Consider the following 17,546-nt stretch of genomic DNA (forward strand, 5'->3'; position numbering starts at 1 on the left):
ATTGATGTCTGTTCAATGCATTAAAACACATTTGGTTCCATTTTAGTTGGAAAATAAGACACTCTTTTTATTGTTCATTTTTTGGGCTGAATACCGGCAGGAGGCTCAGTCCGCGCCCAATGCAAACGCCCGCCATCGCGCCAATTGCTTTGAAGACAAAATCAATAAATTCACCATGTCGACCGGGGGCGAGGCGTTGCATGAGTTCGAACATGCCCGCGCATCCCACTGTTAATAGCAGAACCTGGACCCAATGACGGGGGTAGGCGAGAGCAAACAGGAACCCGACGAGGAAGAAAGCTGTAAAGCGCTCCAAATCTGCAGATTGGCTGGCGATTGGTCTGAACTGAATCGGGCTGATCGTGACAATCAGGATCGAGACCAGAACCAGCCAGGCGGCGATGCGAAAAAGTCGCGTCATTGAGCGAAAAGCCTTCTATTCTGCGGTGCCGTTGGCCATAGGTTCATCCTGATTTGGATCACCGCAACGCTGATACATCTGATCCGTGACCAACTTTTTCAGACCATTACCAAACGGCAATTCATAATGCGCAATAACATCGACGCCCATGCACCATTTAACATTTTCCGGTGACAGGCCGTAATTGGTTTCAAGAAATCCGATGGCGTAATTTATACCCTCATCGCATTTATCGGTTGTGCAGAAGTTACCGTCTCTGGCGAGTTGCCTGATTGAGTTTTCGCCGATTTTTTGAACAACCGGCTCAAGCGCAAAAGGTGCCGCGCCCAAAAGCGCAACAATGACCAGTCCAACAAGGGTATATTTGAGTGAGCGTCGCATGAATCGCTGTCAGTTATTGATCCCGTTATGATTTCATAACGCATGAGCGGCAGTATCATGGCAAGGTCAAGCTAAAAATATGGAGCCTAATTTTTAATCATTATGACCATTTGTGACGGTTTAATATTGACTTTTACGTAAATGCGGTAGCACAACAATTGCCTGCATGTTGCAAGGCAGGGATATAAAAGTGCGTGAATATTATACGATTACAGAACTGACGCGGGAATTCGGGATATCGACCCGTACTTTGCGTTTCTACGAGGATGAGGGATTGATCGCGCCTGTACGGCGTGGTCGCACGCGCTTGTTCAGGCCTTCAGACCGGCATCTTCTCAAGCAGATCATGCGTGGGAAGCGGCTTGGCTTTTCAATCGCGGAAATCCATGAAATCGTGCAGATGTATCGCGAGCCGCCCGGTGAAACGGGGCAGCTCAAGCTTTTGATGAAGCGCGTTGAAGAAAAGCGCGCTGATCTTCGTCAGAAGCGCCGTGATATTGACGAAACGCTTTCCGAACTTGATCAGGTTGAAGAAGCGTGTATCGAACGTCTGGCCGAGCTTGGCGTTTCCACGTAACTGTTATGGCTGATTATCGGGCACTGGTGAGCACATCTGAACGATTTGCTGAACCGTGCTATTGTTGTTCTGGTCAGCCTTGCCGCTAAAAACCTCATCGAACAGTTTTGCTTTGTCGAGTTCGCTGACGACACAGCCGCAGAACTGGTTGCATAAAGCTTCGCTGCCATTTGGCAGGCATGATGCGACACAGGACTGCGTAAAAGCAGGGCGCTGGTCGGGCGGCGAGACTTGCGAGAAGCAATAGACGAGTGCAATCAGTACGGGCTGGTGGATCAGATAGAATGCAAGGCTGTGACGACCGATAAAGGTCAGCGGCTTCTGCAGAAACTGGGGCTTTATCTCGCCCGAGAGCAGCGGCAGCCAGTTGAGCCGTTCGAAAATGCGCGCCGTTGCAATGCCGATCAGCACGGCACCAAACCACGGAAACAGCGGAACATAATCATTCGAGCGCGGTGGGATTGTCGACAGCCCAACCCATGCCAGCCACATCTGATTGAAAATGTCGGCTTGCGCGTAAAATGGTGCGCTGATGACAAAGGCGGCTACGGCCAATGTCAAAACGGGCGGCAGATGCAGAAATAGCAGGCCCAGAACGCTTGCCAGCGCGATTTGATGCAGGATGCCAAAGAAGATGAAATTGTCGGGCGACATGTAATAGGTCACTGCAGAAATAGCCGCAGCCGCTGCTACGATTTGCAGAAGGCGCTTTCCAACCGCATTCCAGCGAATGGCGCGGCCATGGGCCAGAACAAGACTGAAACCAACGAGAAACAGAAAGCTCGACGCGATGCAGCGTGCAAAGAGTTTCCAGCCACCATGCCCGGTGGTGCCCGCTGCCATATAACCGAAGAATTCAAGATCCCAGCCGAAATGATAAATCGCCATCGCAATTAGCGCGACGCCACGCGCAATATCAATGCGCGTCAGGCGCAGACGGCTTGAGGGCGTTACAGTCGTTTCAGCATTGCTCTGCATCGTGCATCCTGAGCTATCGAATTCGAATCTGGCAGATTTCTATCACATGCGCTGACATGGCTATAGTATGTCGAATAACGGATTCGTTACGCCGTTGTGAAATCAGCAGTTCTTGTCGGAGTTCGATTTGTTTTTCAGCGTTTCCAAGCTTTTCTGGCTGTTTTTCCAGCCGCTGACCATCATCTTCGTCCTGCTGTTGCTCGCACTCGTGTTGATCTGGACCGGGTTAAGGAAACTGGGGCTCGCCGCGCTGATAAGCGGTGCAGTGATCTTGTTTGTCAGTGCATATACAACGCTTGGCAGCATTATGCTTGTGCCTCTGGAAGATCGCTTTGCCAAAATAACTGAACTTCCGCAGCATGTGGACGGAATTGTGGTTTTGGGCGGTTACATGAATGGCGACATCAATGCGGGGCGTCCTGGGTTCGAATTGAACAGCGCGGCTGACCGGATCTTTGAGACGATGCGGCTTGCGCGGCTTTATCCGGATGCAAAGGTGATCGTGTCGGGCGGTGACGGAGCGTTTTTTGAGGAAGCAAAGCCGGAGGCCGACAGCACGCGCACCATGCTGGCCGATCTTGGCTTTTCCGGCGATCGTTTCATTTTTGAGAATAAGTCACGCAATACAGTTGAAAATGCCGTGTTTTCCAAGACTCTGGCAGAGCCGAAGGCTGGAGAGACGTGGCTTTTGGTGACTTCGGCTTATCATATGCCACGTTCCATCGGGTGTTTTCGTAAGGCAGGTTTTGATGTCGTTGCATGGCCTGTTGATTATAAGACACCCGCAAAACAGCGCTTTTCGCTTTATTTTGAATCACCCAATGAGGCGTTGTCGCGCTTTAGCGTTGCGATGCGGGAATGGGTGGGTTTGACAGCCTATTGGCTGACCGGAAAGACAGATATGCTGCTTCCACAACCCTGATGCCGCAATTTCGCCGTGACTTTTAAGCTTTTGTTAAGCACCTTTGTTGTTAAGATGCTGAAACAAAGAGGGTTTTTGAAACGTACCTTTGTGAGAATAATAAACGCGCCGCATTTCAGCCACTTTTCAGCGTTGCGTTTCATCTGCGTCAGGGCTATATCTCCGGTAACAGCGTTGTGAAGGACGCTGCTAACAAGAGTTGCACAACAAGGTTTTAAAAATATCCATGGACGAAACCGTTCAAAAATCCTGCTGGGGCGTAACGCTCTGGGCAGTCGTTGGCCTCGCCGCTATCATTCTCATGGCTTATCTTTTCTCGGTGTAATGCCAAACGCGCTGCGGAAAGCGGAAAATTGATGCCGCAATCCGGCATTCTGTTGGCGTTGTTGCTCTCCTACACTATCTGTTAATGGTGTAATATCATCCTGGTCTGCCGTTTTATGCGGCGTGGCACATGGAATTGCACAGCCTGAATTTGGGCTGGATAGGTGTAGAATGTTTCTTTCGGTATTTGATCTTTACAAGATTGGCATTGGACCTTCGAGTTCACATACGATGGGCCCGATGACGGCCGCCCATATGTTCCTCGACGAATTGATCGCCGGCGAGTGGCCAAAACCAGCCAATGCCAAAGTCTTTCGTCTCAAGGCCGTTCTGCATGGCTCGCTTGCCTATACCGGCGTTGGTCATGCGACTGATCGCGCTGTGGTCTTGGGGCTTTGCGGCTATACACCTGATAAGATCGATCCTGATATTATGGATAGCGAAGTCGAAAAGGTTTCGCGTGCGAAAACCGTCCATCCCGCTGGCCATCCTGCCTATCAATTCGATCCAAAAACCGATCTGGTGCTGGATCGCAAAACGCCCTTGCCGGGGCATGCAAACGGCATGGCTTTTGAAGCTTATGACAAGAGTGATCGGCTTCTGCTTCGCCGCGTATATTTTTCGATTGGCGGTGGCTTTGTCGTCACTGCGGAAGAGTTAAGCCGCGTGCAGACCAGTGGCGGCAAGCGTGAGGAAAAGGCTGATGTGCCTTATCCGTTCAAAAACGCCGCCGAAATGCTTGAAATGGCCAACACGAGCGGTCTTTCGATTGCCGATATGAAACGTGCCAATGAAGAATGCCATATGTCTTGCCTTGATCTCGACGAAGGTCTCGATCGAATTTGGGGTGCAATGCGTGGCTGCATTGAGCGTGGATTAAGTCGCGATGGAATTATGCCGGGTGGATTGAATGTGCGCCGTCGTGCGCGGCAGCTTTTTGAGCGGCTGGAAGAGGATTGGCGCAATAACAAGCTTAATCCGCTGCTCGCCAATGACTGGTTGTCTGTTTACGCAATGGCGGTCAATGAGGAAAATGCTTCCGGCGGGCGCGTTGTAACGGCTCCGACCAATGGCGCTGCGGGTGTGGTTCCGGCAGTGTTGCGCTACTATCTGCATTTTCATGATGATGCCGATGCGAAGGGCATTCGTGATTTTCTCCTGACATCGGCCGCCATTGGCGGTGTGATCAAGCATAATGCCTCTATTTCCGGTGCAGAAGTTGGTTGTCAGGGCGAGGTTGGTTCGGCCTCTGCGATGGCTGCCGCTGGTCTTGCTGCCGTTATGGGCGGAACACCCGAACAGATTGAGAATGCTGCTGAAATCGCGCTTGAGCATCATCTGGGCATGACATGCGACCCAGTCGCCGGGCTTGTTCAGGTGCCATGTATTGAACGCAATGCGCTCGGTGCTGTGAAAGCCGTTACGGCTGCATCTCTGGCGGTGAAGGGTGATGGTCAGCATTTTGTGCCGCTCGATGCCTGTATCGAAACCATGCGTCAGACGGGGCATGATATGAGCGAGCGCTACAAAGAAACCAGTCAGGGTGGACTGGCTGTTAATGTGGTTGCCTGCTGAGACAGATTCTTATCACTTGAAGACTGCACACGGCTTGGCTAAATCAGGCCCATGGCAATTAATCTCGTCAAACTTTGCGTCGGTTGCGACAGTATTGAAGACCTCGCAGCCTGGATTGATTTCAGGCTTGCGGAGCAGCGTGCTGCCGATCTTGTGCCCGAGCAGTTTCATACAACCCGTATGGTTCCCAAACGGGTGGATGAATTGCTTGCAGGTGGTTCGCTCTATTGGGTGATCAAGGGCAATGTGCAATGTCGCCAGCGTCTTCTGGACATACGCCCGTTTACGGATGAGCAGGGAATCAACCGCTGTCATCTGGTGCTCGAACCCAAGATTCATCCGACGGAGTGGCAGCCGCGCCGCGCTTTTCAGGGGTGGCGGTATCTGAATGAAAATGAGGTTCCTGCCGATGAAGCAGCGGGGAAATCGGGCAGAGCCGCTCTGCCACCGGAATTGCGACGTGAGCTGGCGGATCTCGGATTGCTTTAGATACGTTTGCGTTAAAGCGGGATCGCTAAAGGCGTTACGCGGGTCTTGTTGGACGGTTACAAAGAAAAAAGCCTGCCGTTTCTGGCAGGCTTTTTTCATTTCGTATGTCAGCTTTCGATGGTGAGGCGTACTGAAACCTTGTCCGATGTGACGGGCAGGGTCATGCGCATCATTGTGCGCGGTTGTACCATTCTGCGATTGCGCGCTGCGTGGCTGACCAGCAGGCCGACCAGATCACGTGTATGGAGTCCTTTGCCATGACGGACATCTGCAATGCGAATCGCCGCCTGCTTAAGTGCCTGCACCGAAAACAGGGACCCGAGGGCTGAAGGCCGTGGCGCTTCTAGAGCCCATAGGCTGGGTGCCAAAGCATGTTGTCCGATCGTTTCATTCATATTCGACATCTCGAAACCCTCTACGCAATACTATTTTCGGGTCTAAAGCGGTTACGAGAGGGACTACCCCCTCGCTGGGATTAATTTGCGACTGCGTAGCAGCCAAAACTCTTCTTTTTCAGCGACGCACATGCATCCCAGGCTGCCTTCTTTGACGAAAATCCGACAAAGCGGGCGCGGTAGAATGTCGAACCGCCTTTTACGAATGTCTCGGTATGGGGGGAGGCTGACCGAAGTGGTCCGCCAACAGATGAGGACACTTTTGCAAGCATATCGCGTGCCTGACCTTCGCTTGGCAGCGAGCCAACCTGAATAGCCCATCCGCCTGATGCAGCTGCAGAAGCGGTTGTTACGGGATCAATATCATGCTGAGCAGGAGCCGCAGGGATTGCAGCCTTTGGCATTGGACGGACAGCTGCCTGCGCTGCGGCGAGTGCTGCCGGACGCGGCGTTGGTGCAGCAAGAGCCAGAACCTGCGGCTGATCAACGTCGCCTTCGCCTGATTCATTGTTGATGACGTCTTCAATGCCGGCTTGACGGGCTACAGGGACTGGGGCGTTGCGTGCCTTTGGCAGTTGAGCTGATGCGACAACCTGAGGAACGTCACCACGCATGGCAATGAGAGGTTCGGAAGCGCGACCACGTGTTGCCATTGGCAGGTATTTTTTGATGAGCTGCGCCATATGGGCATCGCGGCTTGCGCCGGTGTTGCCACCCATCACGACGGCGACGATGCGGCGTCCATCAAGATTAACCGATGAGGCAAGGTTGTAGCCGGAAGCATTGGTGTAGCCGGTCTTGATGCCGTCAACACCTTCGATACGGCCAAGCAGACGGTTGTGACCGCGAATGGTTTGACCGCGATATTGGAAACTACTGCGCGAAAAATAAGCAAATTCACGCGGGAAATGCTGGCGAAGTGCAATGCTGAGGATTGCCATGTCGCGCGCAGTTGTAACCTGCGACATGTTTGGCAGGCCGGAAGCATTGCGGAATGTGGTGTTGCTCATGCCAAGACGACGCGCTTTTGCCGTCATCATCTGTGCAAATCGCTCTTCCGAACCGCCAAGGAATTCACCGGATGCAGCTGCGACGTCGTTCGCTGACTTTGTTACCATTGCAAGGATTGCATCCTCGACGCGAATGGACTGGCCTTTTTTGAAGCCGATTTTTGTCGGTGGACGTGCTGCGGCATATGCGGAAACCGGAATTCGCGTGTCTTTGTTGATGCGACCTGACTGCATTGCCTCAAGAAGCATATAAATTGTCATCATCTTGGTCAGCGACGCCGGGTAACGTTTCGCATCGGCGCTGGATGCAAACAGTGTTTTACCTGTATTGGCGTCGACCACGATCGCAGCGTACCGATCATTGGCCGCAGCAGGAACCGTGGTTGTGGCCGTAGAGCAGCCTGTTACAACAGCAAGAAGAAGCGCAGCTTGCGCTGTTCTTTTCATGACATATGCGACTTTACTGAATGCGGTACGCACGATGATGACCTGCCTGTATTCCGGTTTTTTTGGACTGCGGCACAAAGGGCACACAGCAATCTAATTCAGGAACCTTACTGTCATCAGCGTTACCAATCCGTTTATGGTAACTGGATTATTCACACATTTTAAAAAAAAGTTGTGGTGCCGTTTTTGGGGAAGCCCATGGAACTCAGCCCGATCGATGCTCGGCGGACGCTCTGCGCGGATGCTTAAATCATAAGATTTGGCAATATTTTTGGGAGAGACCTGTGCCAATGCGCAGCCTTGTCATAAGTCTCGGTTGCAAGTGTCAGCGAAGGGCTTAAAATCAGCTTATGACGCCCTACATAAGGAAGGGCAAGCAGGCATAGAGTTGGGCATTGGGTGATAGGTTACATGCGGTATTTAAATCCAGTCATGCAAAGCAAGGCGAACGGCGGGAACGGACCGGATAACGGGACCGTTGTGGTTACGCGTACGCAGCCCAAAACCAAGAAGCCCAGCCTCTATCGCGTTCTGCTTCTCAATGATGACTATACTCCTATGGAGTTTGTCATTCATGTCCTGCAACGTTTTTTTCAGAAAGACATGGACGATGCGACGCGTATCATGTTGCATGTTCATAACCACGGTGTCGGTGAGTGCGGCGTATTCACATACGAAGTTGCTGAAACCAAGGTTAGTCAGGTCATGGATTTTGCCCGCCAAAACCAGCATCCATTACAATGTGTAATGGAGAAAAAGTGAGGTCATATGCCATCGTTTTCATCTAGCCTTGAAAGGGCGCTGCATCAGGCCCTCACAATCGCAAACGAGCGGCATCACGAGTATGCAACGCTCGAACATCTTCTGCTTGCTCTGATCGACGATCAGGATGCGGGCGCAGTGATGCGCGCCTGTAACGTCGATCTGGAGCATCTAAAAAGAATCGTGACCGATTACATCGATCGTGAGCTGGATAATCTCGTCACGGGCTATGATGAAGATTCCAAGCCAACTGCCGCTTTTCAACGTGTTATTCAGCGCGCGGTTATTCACGTCCAGTCCTCCAATCGCGAAGAAGTGACCGGCGCTAACGTGCTTGTTGCCATTTTTGCCGAGCGGGAAAGCCATGCTGCCTATTTCCTTCAGGAGCAGCAGATGACGCGCTACGATGCCGTCAATTATATCTCGCATGGCATTTCCAAACGCACGCAGAGCAGCGAAACGCGCACGCCGCGTGGCGCGGAAAGTCCGAGCGAAGAACGCACCAGCGTGGAACCGGAAGAAAGTCCGAAGAAAAAGCAGGATGCTCTTACCGCCTATTGCGTCAATCTGAACGAGAAAGCGAAATCCGGTCGCATCGATCCTTTGATCGGTCGTGACAGCGAGATCAGCCGCACCATTCAGGTGCTGTGCCGTCGCTCCAAGAATAACCCGCTTTATGTGGGTGATCCGGGTGTCGGCAAGACGGCAATTGCTGAAGGTCTTGCGAAGCGTATCGTTGAAGGTGACGTGCCTGAAGCGCTTGCGAATGCAACAATCTTCTCGCTCGACATGGGCACGCTGCTTGCCGGTACACGTTATCGCGGTGATTTCGAAGAGCGCTTGAAACAGGTTGTGAAAGAGCTTGAAGATTATCCGGGTGCGGTTCTCTTTATTGACGAAATTCACACCGTTATCGGTGCGGGTGCCACTTCGGGCGGTGCGATGGATGCATCAAACCTGTTGAAGCCTGCTCTGTCTTCCGGTGCAATCCGTTGCATCGGATCGACGACCTATAAGGAATATCGTCAGTTCTTTGAAAAAGACCGTGCACTTGTGCGCCGTTTCCAGAAGATCGACGTCAATGAGCCTTCGATCCCTGATGCCATTGAGATCATGAAGGGTCTGAAGCCGTATTTTGAAGACTTCCATAAGGTTAAATATACGGTTGATGCGATCAAGTCGGCTGTGGAGCTTTCCGCGCGCTATATCTCGGATCGCAAATTGCCGGATAAAGCCATCGACGTGATCGATGAAACCGGTGCAAGCCAGATGCTTCTGCCGGAAAACAAGCGCAAGAAGACCATTGGTGTCAAGGAAATCGAAGCAACCATTGCCACCATGGCGCGGATACCGCCCAAGTCGGTTTCCAAGGATGATGAGGTTGTGCTCTCGCATCTTGATGCAGAGCTCAAGCGCGTTGTTTATGGTCAGGATCTCGCGATTGAGGCGCTTTCGGCTGCAATCAAGCTTGCCCGTGCAGGCTTGCGCGAGCCGGATAAGCCCATTGGTTCTTATCTGTTCTCCGGCCCGACAGGTGTTGGTAAGACAGAAGTTGCCAAGCAGCTTGCATCGTCGCTTGGCGTCGAACTGCTTCGTTTCGACATGTCGGAATATATGGAGCGTCACACTGTATCGCGTTTGATCGGTGCGCCTCCCGGATATGTCGGCTTCGATCAGGGCGGTCTTTTGACCGATGGCGTGGATCAGCATCCGCATTGCGTGCTGTTGCTCGATGAAATCGAAAAGGCACATCCGGACCTTTACAACATTCTGTTGCAGGTTATGGATCATGGCTCGCTTACCGATCACAACGGCAAGAAGATCGATTTCCGCAATGTTATCCTGATCATGACCACCAATGCCGGTGCCGCCGATATGGCAAAGGCTGCGATTGGTTTCGGTTCGACGCGGCGTGAAGGTGACGACATGGAAGCGATCAACCGGTTGTTTACGCCGGAATTCCGCAACCGTCTCGACGCAATTGTTCCGTTTGGTCCGCTGCCGGTTCCCGTCATTCATCAAGTTGTGCAGAAGTTCGTGCTTCAGCTTGAAGCGCAGCTTGCAGAACGTGGTGTGACATTCGAACTGACCGAGCCCGCTATCGCATGGCTTGCTGACAAGGGCTACGATGAGCGCATGGGCGCGCGTCCACTGGCGCGCGTTATTCAGGAGCACATCAAGAAACCATTGGCCAATGAAGTGCTTTTTGGCAACTTGAAAAATGGCGGTACGGTTCGGGTTGATGTGAAGAAGAAAGAGGATGGTAAAACCGATCTCGTGCTTGAAACCCTTTCTTCGGACAAGCCAGTGAAGCCTAAAAAGGATATTCCGGCGGAAAAGAAGCAGCCCGTTCGCAAGAAGGCTGCGGCAAAGAAGCCTGAGAAGGAAAAGGTACTCGCTGGCAAGGATGATGCCGAGTCAAAACCTTCTGCCAAGGCATCAACGGCAAAATCATCGGTCCCTAAAGTGCCGCGTAAGAAATAAAAACGTAAAAAGGCCCTTCACGTGAAGGGCCTTTTTATATCGGGTGCATTTTCTCTCTCTCATGATCTAATTACCGTATGTCTTCGAGTCCATTCTCTAGTTCCGACCATCACTCAGCAGGGCAATCTGGCCATCTTGGCTGGTTTTTTCGTGGCACACGACGCATTGTGAGTGTGCCTGCTATCTTGCTGATGAGTTCGTTTATTGGCTTTTCAGGACTGGCGATTGAAAGCGGCATAACTGTCGGGCAGGCGGTGTTTATGACACTCACCATCTGGGCACTGCCTGCTAAGGTGGTGCTCATTGGTGCGATTAGCGCCGGAGCTTCAATCCCTGCCGCAGCTTTGGCGGTCGGATTGTCGTCGGTTCGGCTTATGCCGATGGTGGTGGCACTTTTACCGGAGCTGAAAGGCCCAAAGACGCGCAAGCTGACGCTGGCAGCGCTTTGTCATTTTGTGGCAGTGACCGCCTGGGTCATGGCGATGGAAGAGCTGCGCAATGTGCCGCGCGATATGCGCACAAGCTATTTTGCAGGCATTGGAAGCGTTCTGGTCGGAACGAATGCGCTTGTGGTGGCCTTGGTTTATACATTATCGGCGTCGTTTCCGCCGGTGTTGTTTGCAGCGCTTTTCATGCTTACGCCAATGTATTTTCTGACGTCGCTCTGGCGATCAGCGCGGGAACGGGCAGGGCAGATTGCCATGGTTTCCGGCATCGTGCTGTTTCCGATCTTTCATCAATTCGCACCGGGCTATGATCTGTTGGTGACGGGAGTCGTTGGCGGATTGATTGCATTTGTCTTTCATCGTTTGCGCAAGGCAAAGAAGGAGGCTGTGCAATGAACTGGGACAGTTATTCCGACTGGTGGTGGCCGCTTATGTTCATCCTGCTTGCAGGCGCACTTCCGACCTATCTTTTCCGTGTTATGGGCGTCATTGTTGGCGGTCGGATACGTGAAGATTCCGAGGTTCTGGTGTTCGTGCGCTGTGTCGCGACGGCACTTGTCGCGGGTGTGATCGCCCAGCTTATTCTTTATCCGAACGGGGAGCTTGCGAACTCCCCGATGTGGTTGCGCGTTGGATCAGCCGCTGCCGGTTTTGTTGCTTATCTCATTGCCGGAAAGCGGTTGCTTGTCGGCATATTGGTGACAGAGGCGTTTCTGATAACGGGTTTGTTAAGCTTATAAAGATGATTCTTATCAAAGTGCTGCGCGGATTTTCTCAGCATTTGCTGTAAGAACGGCTGGATCTTCCATTTTTCCGGTATGAGGCTTTAATTCTACACCCTCAAAACGCGGGATGACGTGGAAGTGCAGATGATAAACTGTCTGGCCTGCTGCCGGTTCATTAAACTGGCTGACAGTGACGCCATCGGCATCAAAAGCTTTCTTCACGGCATTGGCGATCTTTTGAACGGCCTTGATGGCTTGAGCGAGCGCTTCCGGCTCTGCATCAAGCAGATTGCGCGATGGTGCTCTGGGAACAACCAGCGTGTGGCCGGTTCCCTGCGGCATGACATCCATAAAAGCGACGACATCATCCGTTTCATAAACGCGTGTTGACGGAATTTCGCCGCGCAGGATTTTCGCGAAAATGTTGTTGTCGTCATAAGTGGCGGACATGCTTGTTTCTCCAGTTCACTCAATTATCAAGCTGGTTATGTGTGCCTGAAAGGCGTGTGCTTTTCCAGTGCCGTGTGGATCTGTTCGATTTCGTGCCGTTCATGTTCCAGATAGTCACTGACCGCACGGCGGAAGCCTTCATGTGCAATGTAATGCGCGGAATGGGTTGTGACCGGCACATAGCCACGGGCAAGCTTGTGTTCACCTTGCGCACCCGCTTCGACAACGCGCAGTTTTCGCTCAATCGCAAAGTCGATTGCCTGATGGTAACAGACTTCGAAATGGAGATAGGGGTGATCTTCGATGCAGCCCCAGTGTCGGCCATAGAGCGTATCGCTGCCGATAAAATTGATGGCACCGGCAATATAACGTCCGCTGCGTTTTGCCATTACCAGCAATATGTCTTCGGCCATCGCTTCACCAATCAGCGAGAAAAACTGACGGTTGAGGTAAGGGCGCCCCCATTTGCGGTTACCCGTATCTACGTAGAACTCAAAAAAGTCGTCCCATACAGATTCCGTCAGATCCTTGCCAGTCAGCCAGTCGATTTCTACGCCTTCGGAAAGCGCATCGCGGCGCTCTTTTTTGAGTGCTTTGCGTTTTCTGGAAACAAGTTCATTTAGAAAATCATCATATTTAGAAAAGCCATTGTTTATGAAATGAAACTGTTGATCCGTTCTATGTAGAAAGCCGGCTGCTTCGAGTGCCGAAATTTCGCTTAAAGGCGCAAATGTTACATGTGCAGAAGAAGCGCCTGTCTGATCAGTGAGTTGCCGAAGTCCGGTTGCGAGAGCGACCTGAATGGCTTCCGGTTCAAACTCCCGATGATGCAGCAATCGTGGGCCAGTGGCGGGGGTGAAAGGAATGGAAGCCTGAAACTTTGGGTAGTATCGGCCGCCTGCGCGCTCAAAAGCATCGGCCCAGCCGTGGTCGAAGACATATTCGCCCTGGCTATGCCCTTTCAGGTAATTGGGGACGGCTCCAATCAGAAACCCCTGATTGTCTTCGAGGCGTAGATAATGGGGTAACCAGCCAGCTTGTTGAGACACGGAGCCGGATTGTTCCAGCGCCAGAAGAAATGCGCGTGAAACAAAGGGATTATAATTGTCACCCTGCCGGGAGGCTCCGGCAAGGCGGTTCCATTCGGCTTCCGAAAAATCGCCGACGCTTTCGACGACGCGAAGGGCGAAGCTTTGCTCAGTCTGCCTCTCGTCGTCACTCATGGATTTTCTCTCTAAGCTACCAATGATCGGGGATCGAAACCTTCAAAGGTAATCTGGTCCACGTTGAGATCGCTGTGCTTCTTCATTTCCAAATCGCGCACTGTCCAGCTGATGACCGGAAGGTTGAGCTTGTCGCGCACGAAGCTGACGAAAGGGTTGGGTAGATGATGCACATTGTAGGATACGAATGAAATCGGATGCGCGAGCATCGAGAAATGTGCCTCGAAATGCTTCATTCTGGTGCCTTCAGCCGTCAGGCCGCCGGGAATGCCCGGAGCATCGCTTGCAAACAGTCGCACCAGATGATGGTCGAAAGACATGATTGCAACTTCGCCCTTATAATCCGCCAATTCCTTGGCGACGGCGGCCACAAGGCCGTCATCACGGCCTTCAATGCCCTTCAGCTCGATTACGATAGGCACGCGGCCAGCCACAAGGTTAAGCATCTGCTTGAGCGTTGGCGCATGATCATCTGTGCCGCCAATGCGCAACTCAGTGGCCTCGGCAAGTGTCAGATCGCTGATACGGCCTTTGCGTCCAGTAAGGCGTTCAAGATCATCATCATGAAACACGATGACGCCGCCATCTTTGGTCAGGTGCACGTCGCATTCAATCGCAAAGCCGGCTTTTGCGGCTGCATCAAAGGCTGAGAGCGTGTTTTCCCAGCGCGCATTGTTGAGGTCGTGGAGACCACGATGCGCAATCGGCTGCTTTTTGAGCCATTCAGGAGAAGACATTATGCAACCTCAATGATGGCTTCAACTTCAACAGGTGCATTCAGCGGCAGGCTTGCCACACCGACAGCGGAGCGCGCGTGTTTACCCGCATCACCAAGGACTGCGACGAGCAGATCGGATGCGCCATTGGCAACCAGGTGTTGCTCAACGAACGTTGTGCTCGAAGATACGAATACGGTGATTTTCACAATTCGCTTAATGCGGTTAAGATCGCCAAGCGCTGCCTTTGCCTGTGCCAGAATGTTGATGGCGCAGGCGCGTGCAGCCGTCTGACCGTGAGCAACCGTTAAGGTATCGCCAATCTGGCCTGTGTGCACAAGCTTGCCGCTTTCCAGTGGAAGCTGACCGGATGTGAGCAGCAAAGAGCCCGTCTGTGCGAAAGGCACATAGTTTGCGGCTGGCGCTGCCGCCTCCGGCAAAGATATACCCAGATTTTTAAGACGGCTGTCGATTGTGTCGGTCATTCCATTAATCCTTGCTAACTTAATGCCTTCTACTTCCGACTTTATACATAGAATCGGTGAAGCTTTTGGGGAGGGTGCGATTTTTGCCTCGCTTCCGCCACGAGTTTTTTTATCATGCTCCTCAACAGATCGGGAGATTCATATATGCGTTTTTTGAGTATGGCATTTGCGGCGTCCGGAGCTGCGGTTTGTATCTGGGGCGGCGTTGCCAATGCGGCTTCGACGGTGACGTTGGTTCCGCATCGCGCAGTGTATGATCTTACATTGGATCGTGCCGATGAAAAATCTGGGATCACTGGTCTGACGGGCCGCATGGTTTACGAGTTTAATGGTTCTGCTTGCGAAGGTTACACAACGAATTTTCGGTTTGTAACACGCATTGACATGGACGAGCAGCCGCAACGCGTGACTGATCAGCAGACGACAACCTTTGAAAGTGGTAACGGCAAGGATTTCCGTTTCGTCAACAAAACCTTTGTCGACAAGGAGCTGGTCAAGGAAGTACGCGGTGATGCCAAGGTTGAAGATGGGAAGACCGTGGTTGCACTCACCAAGCCGAAGGAAAACAAGCTTGATCTGAAGGCGACGCAGTTTCCAACCATGCATATGGAAGAACTTGTTACCAAGGCTGTAGCCGGAGAGAAATTTTACCAGACGTCTCTTTATGATGCATCAGAAGATGCGGACCGTGTTGTTTCGACGACCGTTGTTGTCGGTAAGGAACAGCAAGCCAAGGGCGATGAAGCCAAAGCCATGGGCAAGTTCATGAAGGACAATGTCTGGCCGGTGACGATCTCCTATTTTGACGACAAGGAAAAGCAGGACGGTCTTCCAATCTATCGTATCAATTTCAAGCTCTACCGAAACGGCATCACCCGTGACCTGACCATGGACTATGGAGATTTTTCCATGCACGGAAAGTTGGTTAAGCTCGATGTTTATGGCGAGGATAAAAGCACCGTTAAACAAGCCTGCCCTTAGTAAGAGGTATATTTTATAACTATTAATTGCGGTTGCATGCCGATTAAGTTTCATTTTATTGTTTTTTTTATAGTTATAAAGACGTGATATAGTAAAATTATTTATGTGGATTGTTTTATGAAGAAATTATTGTTTCTGGCTTCTGTTGTTTTCTTGGCAGCTTCTCCGTCTATGGCGGCTGCCAAGCATCACCACCCGGTGACAAAAGCCAATCCTCAATGTGTGCGAACAGACAAGGCTCAGATTGCCACTCTCTTTGATCGTTGGAACAATTCACTGCGGACAGGAGATGCGCGTAAAGTAGCCGCAAACTACGCACGTGACTCGGTGCTTCTGCCTACTATGTCCAATCGTGTGCGTAAGACTGACGGGGAGCGGATCGATTACTTTGAACATTTTTTAAAAGAGCATCCCGTCGGGCATATAGATAGCCGCACAATCCGAATTGGTTGTAATGACGCGATTGACACAGGTGCTTACACTTTTACTTTTGCTGACGGGAAAAAAGTGCAGGCCCGCTATACGTTTACTTATGTTTGGGATCATAAGCGATGGTTGATTTCCTCCCATCATTCTTCACTGATGCCTGAAAAGTAAGAGAACTGCTAAGCCGAGAATTTGAATAGCTTGAGCCGCTAGCTTATATAGCCACCCAGCTTGGTTTCATCTGATTGGTGAAATCAAACGCTCTCCCGTATTTGAGGGGCAGGGCTTGCATTTATCGGCGCGTTGGTTTAACAGCGCGCCTATTCCACACACGGGATTGGGCTTTTGCCGGGAGAAATCCGGCCTCAGCCTCCGGTGGCGAGTGATCGCCTCAGCCCGTGGAGGTTAAACCGGAAAAGGAAAATACAGATGGCATTGCCTGAATTCAGCATGCGCCAGCTTCTGGAAGCTGGTGTTCACTTTGGTCACCAGACACACCGCTGGAACCCAAAGATGGCTCCATATATCTATGGCGACCGCAACAACATTCACATTCTTGATCTGTCGCAGACCGTTCCTCTGCTGCACAACGCGCTGAAGGTCGTTTCCGACACCGTTGCTCGTGGCGGTCGCGTTCTGTTCGTTGGTACGAAGCGTCAGGCTTCGGACATTATTGCTGACGCAGCAGCCCGTTCGGCTCAGTATTATGTCAACGCGCGCTGGCTCGGCGGCATGATGACCAACTGGAAGACAATCTCGAATTCGATCCAGCGTCTGCGCAAGCTTGACGAAATCCTTTCCGGCGAAGCACAGGGCTTCACCAAGAAGGAACGCCTGAACCTTGAGCGCGAACGTGAAAAACTTGACCGCGCACTCGGTGGCATCAAGGACATGGGTTCGGTTCCTGACCTGATGTTCATCGTTGACACCAACAAGGAAGCAATTGCTATCCAGGAAGCCAAGCGTCTTGGTATTCCAGTTGTTGCGATCATCGATTCGAACTGTAATCCAGATCAGATCGACTATCCAATCCCGGGCAACGACGATGCTGCACGTGCTATTTCGCTTTATTGCGACCTGATTGCACGCGCTGCTCTCGACGGTATTGCACGTCAGCAGGGCGCTATGGGCATCGACATTGGTGCACAGGCTGAAGTTCCTGTTGAGCCAGCTCTCGAAGCTCCGGCTGCAGGCGCATAATCAGCGTTTATGATTTTCATCCACTCGTCATATGACGGGTGGATAACTTCATTCGTTCCGATGCAATCAGCGTCGGTTAAAAGTTGGCACACCCATTCGGTGTGCCTTCGCTTTCGTGAAAGGCGACAC

General features: G+C 51.8%; 20 protein-coding genes. 11 read left to right on the forward strand and 9 right to left on the reverse strand.

What is annotated here, in order from left to right:
• Positions 1-67: 67 nt before the first annotated feature.
• Positions 68-421 carry a VanZ family protein gene (locus ABE527_RS06710; protein WP_499694694.1) on the reverse strand — a complete coding sequence of 118 codons (354 nt, stop codon included), beginning with the start codon at positions 419-421 and terminating at the stop codon, positions 68-70.
• Between the two features lie 15 nt (positions 422-436).
• Positions 437-802, reverse strand: a complete 366-nt coding sequence (locus tag ABE527_RS06715; RefSeq protein WP_265984545.1) for a hypothetical protein — start codon at positions 800-802, stop codon at positions 437-439.
• 190 nt (positions 803-992) lie between these two features.
• On the opposite strand from ABE527_RS06715, the gene ABE527_RS06720 reads away from it, so the two are divergent.
• Positions 993-1,379, forward strand: a complete 387-nt coding sequence (locus ABE527_RS06720; protein WP_094577492.1) for a MerR family transcriptional regulator — start codon at positions 993-995, stop codon at positions 1,377-1,379.
• Positions 1,380-1,382: 3 nt separating this feature from the next.
• On the opposite strand, the gene ABE527_RS06725 is transcribed toward ABE527_RS06720, so the two are convergent.
• On the reverse strand, positions 1,383-2,357 hold the full coding sequence (locus ABE527_RS06725) for a heparan-alpha-glucosaminide N-acetyltransferase (protein WP_499696465.1): 975 nt from the start codon (positions 2,355-2,357) through the stop codon (positions 1,383-1,385).
• Between the two features lie 127 nt (positions 2,358-2,484).
• Between ABE527_RS06725 and ABE527_RS06730 the strand changes: the two genes are divergently transcribed.
• The 3 genes from ABE527_RS06730 to ABE527_RS06740 all read left to right on the forward strand — a co-directional run bounded on the left by ABE527_RS06730 (position 2,485) and on the right by ABE527_RS06740 (position 5,667).
• A complete protein-coding gene (locus tag ABE527_RS06730) occupies positions 2,485-3,279 on the forward strand; it encodes a YdcF family protein (protein ID WP_499696466.1) in 795 nt (264 codons plus the stop codon).
• Positions 3,280-3,774: 495 nt separating this feature from the next.
• A complete protein-coding gene (locus ABE527_RS06735) occupies positions 3,775-5,178 on the forward strand; it encodes an L-serine ammonia-lyase (RefSeq protein WP_265984548.1) in 1,404 nt (467 codons plus the stop codon).
• A gap of 51 nt (positions 5,179-5,229) precedes the next feature.
• Positions 5,230-5,667 (forward strand): DUF1489 family protein, encoded by a 438-nt coding sequence (locus ABE527_RS06740; RefSeq protein WP_499696467.1) that lies wholly within the window; start codon positions 5,230-5,232, stop codon positions 5,665-5,667.
• A 107-nt stretch (positions 5,668-5,774) separates the two neighbouring features.
• On the opposite strand, the gene ABE527_RS06745 is transcribed toward ABE527_RS06740, so the two are convergent.
• Positions 5,775-6,071, reverse strand: a complete 297-nt coding sequence (locus tag ABE527_RS06745; RefSeq protein WP_265984550.1) for a hypothetical protein — start codon at positions 6,069-6,071, stop codon at positions 5,775-5,777.
• Positions 6,072-6,142: 71 nt separating this feature from the next.
• A complete protein-coding gene (locus ABE527_RS06750) occupies positions 6,143-7,552 on the reverse strand; it encodes a D-alanyl-D-alanine carboxypeptidase (protein WP_265984551.1) in 1,410 nt (469 codons plus the stop codon).
• 378 nt (positions 7,553-7,930) lie between these two features.
• Here ABE527_RS06750 and clpS point away from each other — a divergent pair, with 378 nt between their 5' ends.
• From clpS to ABE527_RS06770, 4 genes are all read left to right on the forward strand, one after another.
• Positions 7,931-8,281 (forward strand): ATP-dependent Clp protease adapter ClpS, encoded by a 351-nt coding sequence (gene clpS, locus ABE527_RS06755; protein WP_265984552.1) that lies wholly within the window; start codon positions 7,931-7,933, stop codon positions 8,279-8,281.
• A 6-nt stretch (positions 8,282-8,287) separates the two neighbouring features.
• Entirely contained in the window at positions 8,288-10,765 is a 2,478-nt protein-coding gene (clpA, locus tag ABE527_RS06760; RefSeq protein WP_265984553.1) for an ATP-dependent Clp protease ATP-binding subunit ClpA, read from the forward strand.
• A 191-nt stretch (positions 10,766-10,956) separates the two neighbouring features.
• Positions 10,957-11,607, forward strand: a complete 651-nt coding sequence (locus tag ABE527_RS06765; RefSeq protein ID WP_499696468.1) for an AzlC family ABC transporter permease — start codon at positions 10,957-10,959, stop codon at positions 11,605-11,607.
• The gene (locus ABE527_RS06770; RefSeq protein WP_265984555.1) at positions 11,604-11,951 is read left to right on the forward strand and encodes an AzlD domain-containing protein; all 348 of its coding nucleotides are present in this window, start codon (positions 11,604-11,606) and stop codon (positions 11,949-11,951) included. The genes ABE527_RS06765 and ABE527_RS06770 overlap by 4 nt, the downstream gene beginning before the upstream one ends.
• Positions 11,952-11,963: 12 nt before the next feature.
• Here ABE527_RS06770 and ABE527_RS06775 read toward each other — a convergent pair whose 3' ends face one another.
• From ABE527_RS06775 to ABE527_RS06790, 4 genes are read right to left on the reverse strand one after another with little or no spacing between them, the layout of a single operon-like run.
• A complete protein-coding gene (locus ABE527_RS06775) occupies positions 11,964-12,386 on the reverse strand; it encodes an HIT family protein (RefSeq protein WP_499694689.1) in 423 nt (140 codons plus the stop codon).
• A 35-nt stretch (positions 12,387-12,421) separates the two neighbouring features.
• A complete protein-coding gene (locus ABE527_RS06780) occupies positions 12,422-13,609 on the reverse strand; it encodes a GNAT family N-acetyltransferase (protein WP_396997035.1) in 1,188 nt (395 codons plus the stop codon).
• A gap of 11 nt (positions 13,610-13,620) precedes the next feature.
• Positions 13,621-14,346, reverse strand: coding sequence for a glycerophosphodiester phosphodiesterase (locus ABE527_RS06785; protein WP_499696469.1), 726 nt, complete (start codon positions 14,344-14,346; stop codon positions 13,621-13,623).
• Entirely contained in the window at positions 14,346-14,810 is a 465-nt protein-coding gene (locus ABE527_RS06790; protein WP_499696470.1) for a RidA family protein, read from the reverse strand. Before ABE527_RS06790 ends, ABE527_RS06785 begins: the two co-directional genes overlap by 1 nt.
• A gap of 144 nt (positions 14,811-14,954) precedes the next feature.
• Here ABE527_RS06790 and eipB point away from each other — a divergent pair, with 144 nt between their 5' ends.
• The 3 genes from eipB to rpsB all read left to right on the forward strand — a co-directional run bounded on the left by eipB (position 14,955) and on the right by rpsB (position 17,417).
• Positions 14,955-15,791: a cell envelope integrity protein EipB gene (eipB, locus tag ABE527_RS06795; protein ID WP_499696471.1), complete on the forward strand. Its 837-nt coding sequence runs from the start codon at positions 14,955-14,957 to the stop codon at positions 15,789-15,791.
• A 117-nt stretch (positions 15,792-15,908) separates the two neighbouring features.
• Positions 15,909-16,388 (forward strand): SgcJ/EcaC family oxidoreductase, encoded by a 480-nt coding sequence (locus ABE527_RS06800; protein ID WP_499696472.1) that lies wholly within the window; start codon positions 15,909-15,911, stop codon positions 16,386-16,388.
• A 258-nt stretch (positions 16,389-16,646) separates the two neighbouring features.
• Positions 16,647-17,417 carry a 30S ribosomal protein S2 gene (gene rpsB / locus ABE527_RS06805; RefSeq protein ID WP_265984562.1) on the forward strand — a complete coding sequence of 257 codons (771 nt, stop codon included), beginning with the start codon at positions 16,647-16,649 and terminating at the stop codon, positions 17,415-17,417.
• Positions 17,418-17,546: the final 129 nt, after the last annotated feature.

The sequence above is a fragment of the Brucella sp. TWI432 genome (assembly GCF_039674445.1).
Classification (GTDB): Bacteria; Pseudomonadota; Alphaproteobacteria; order Rhizobiales; family Rhizobiaceae; genus Brucella; species Brucella chromiisoli.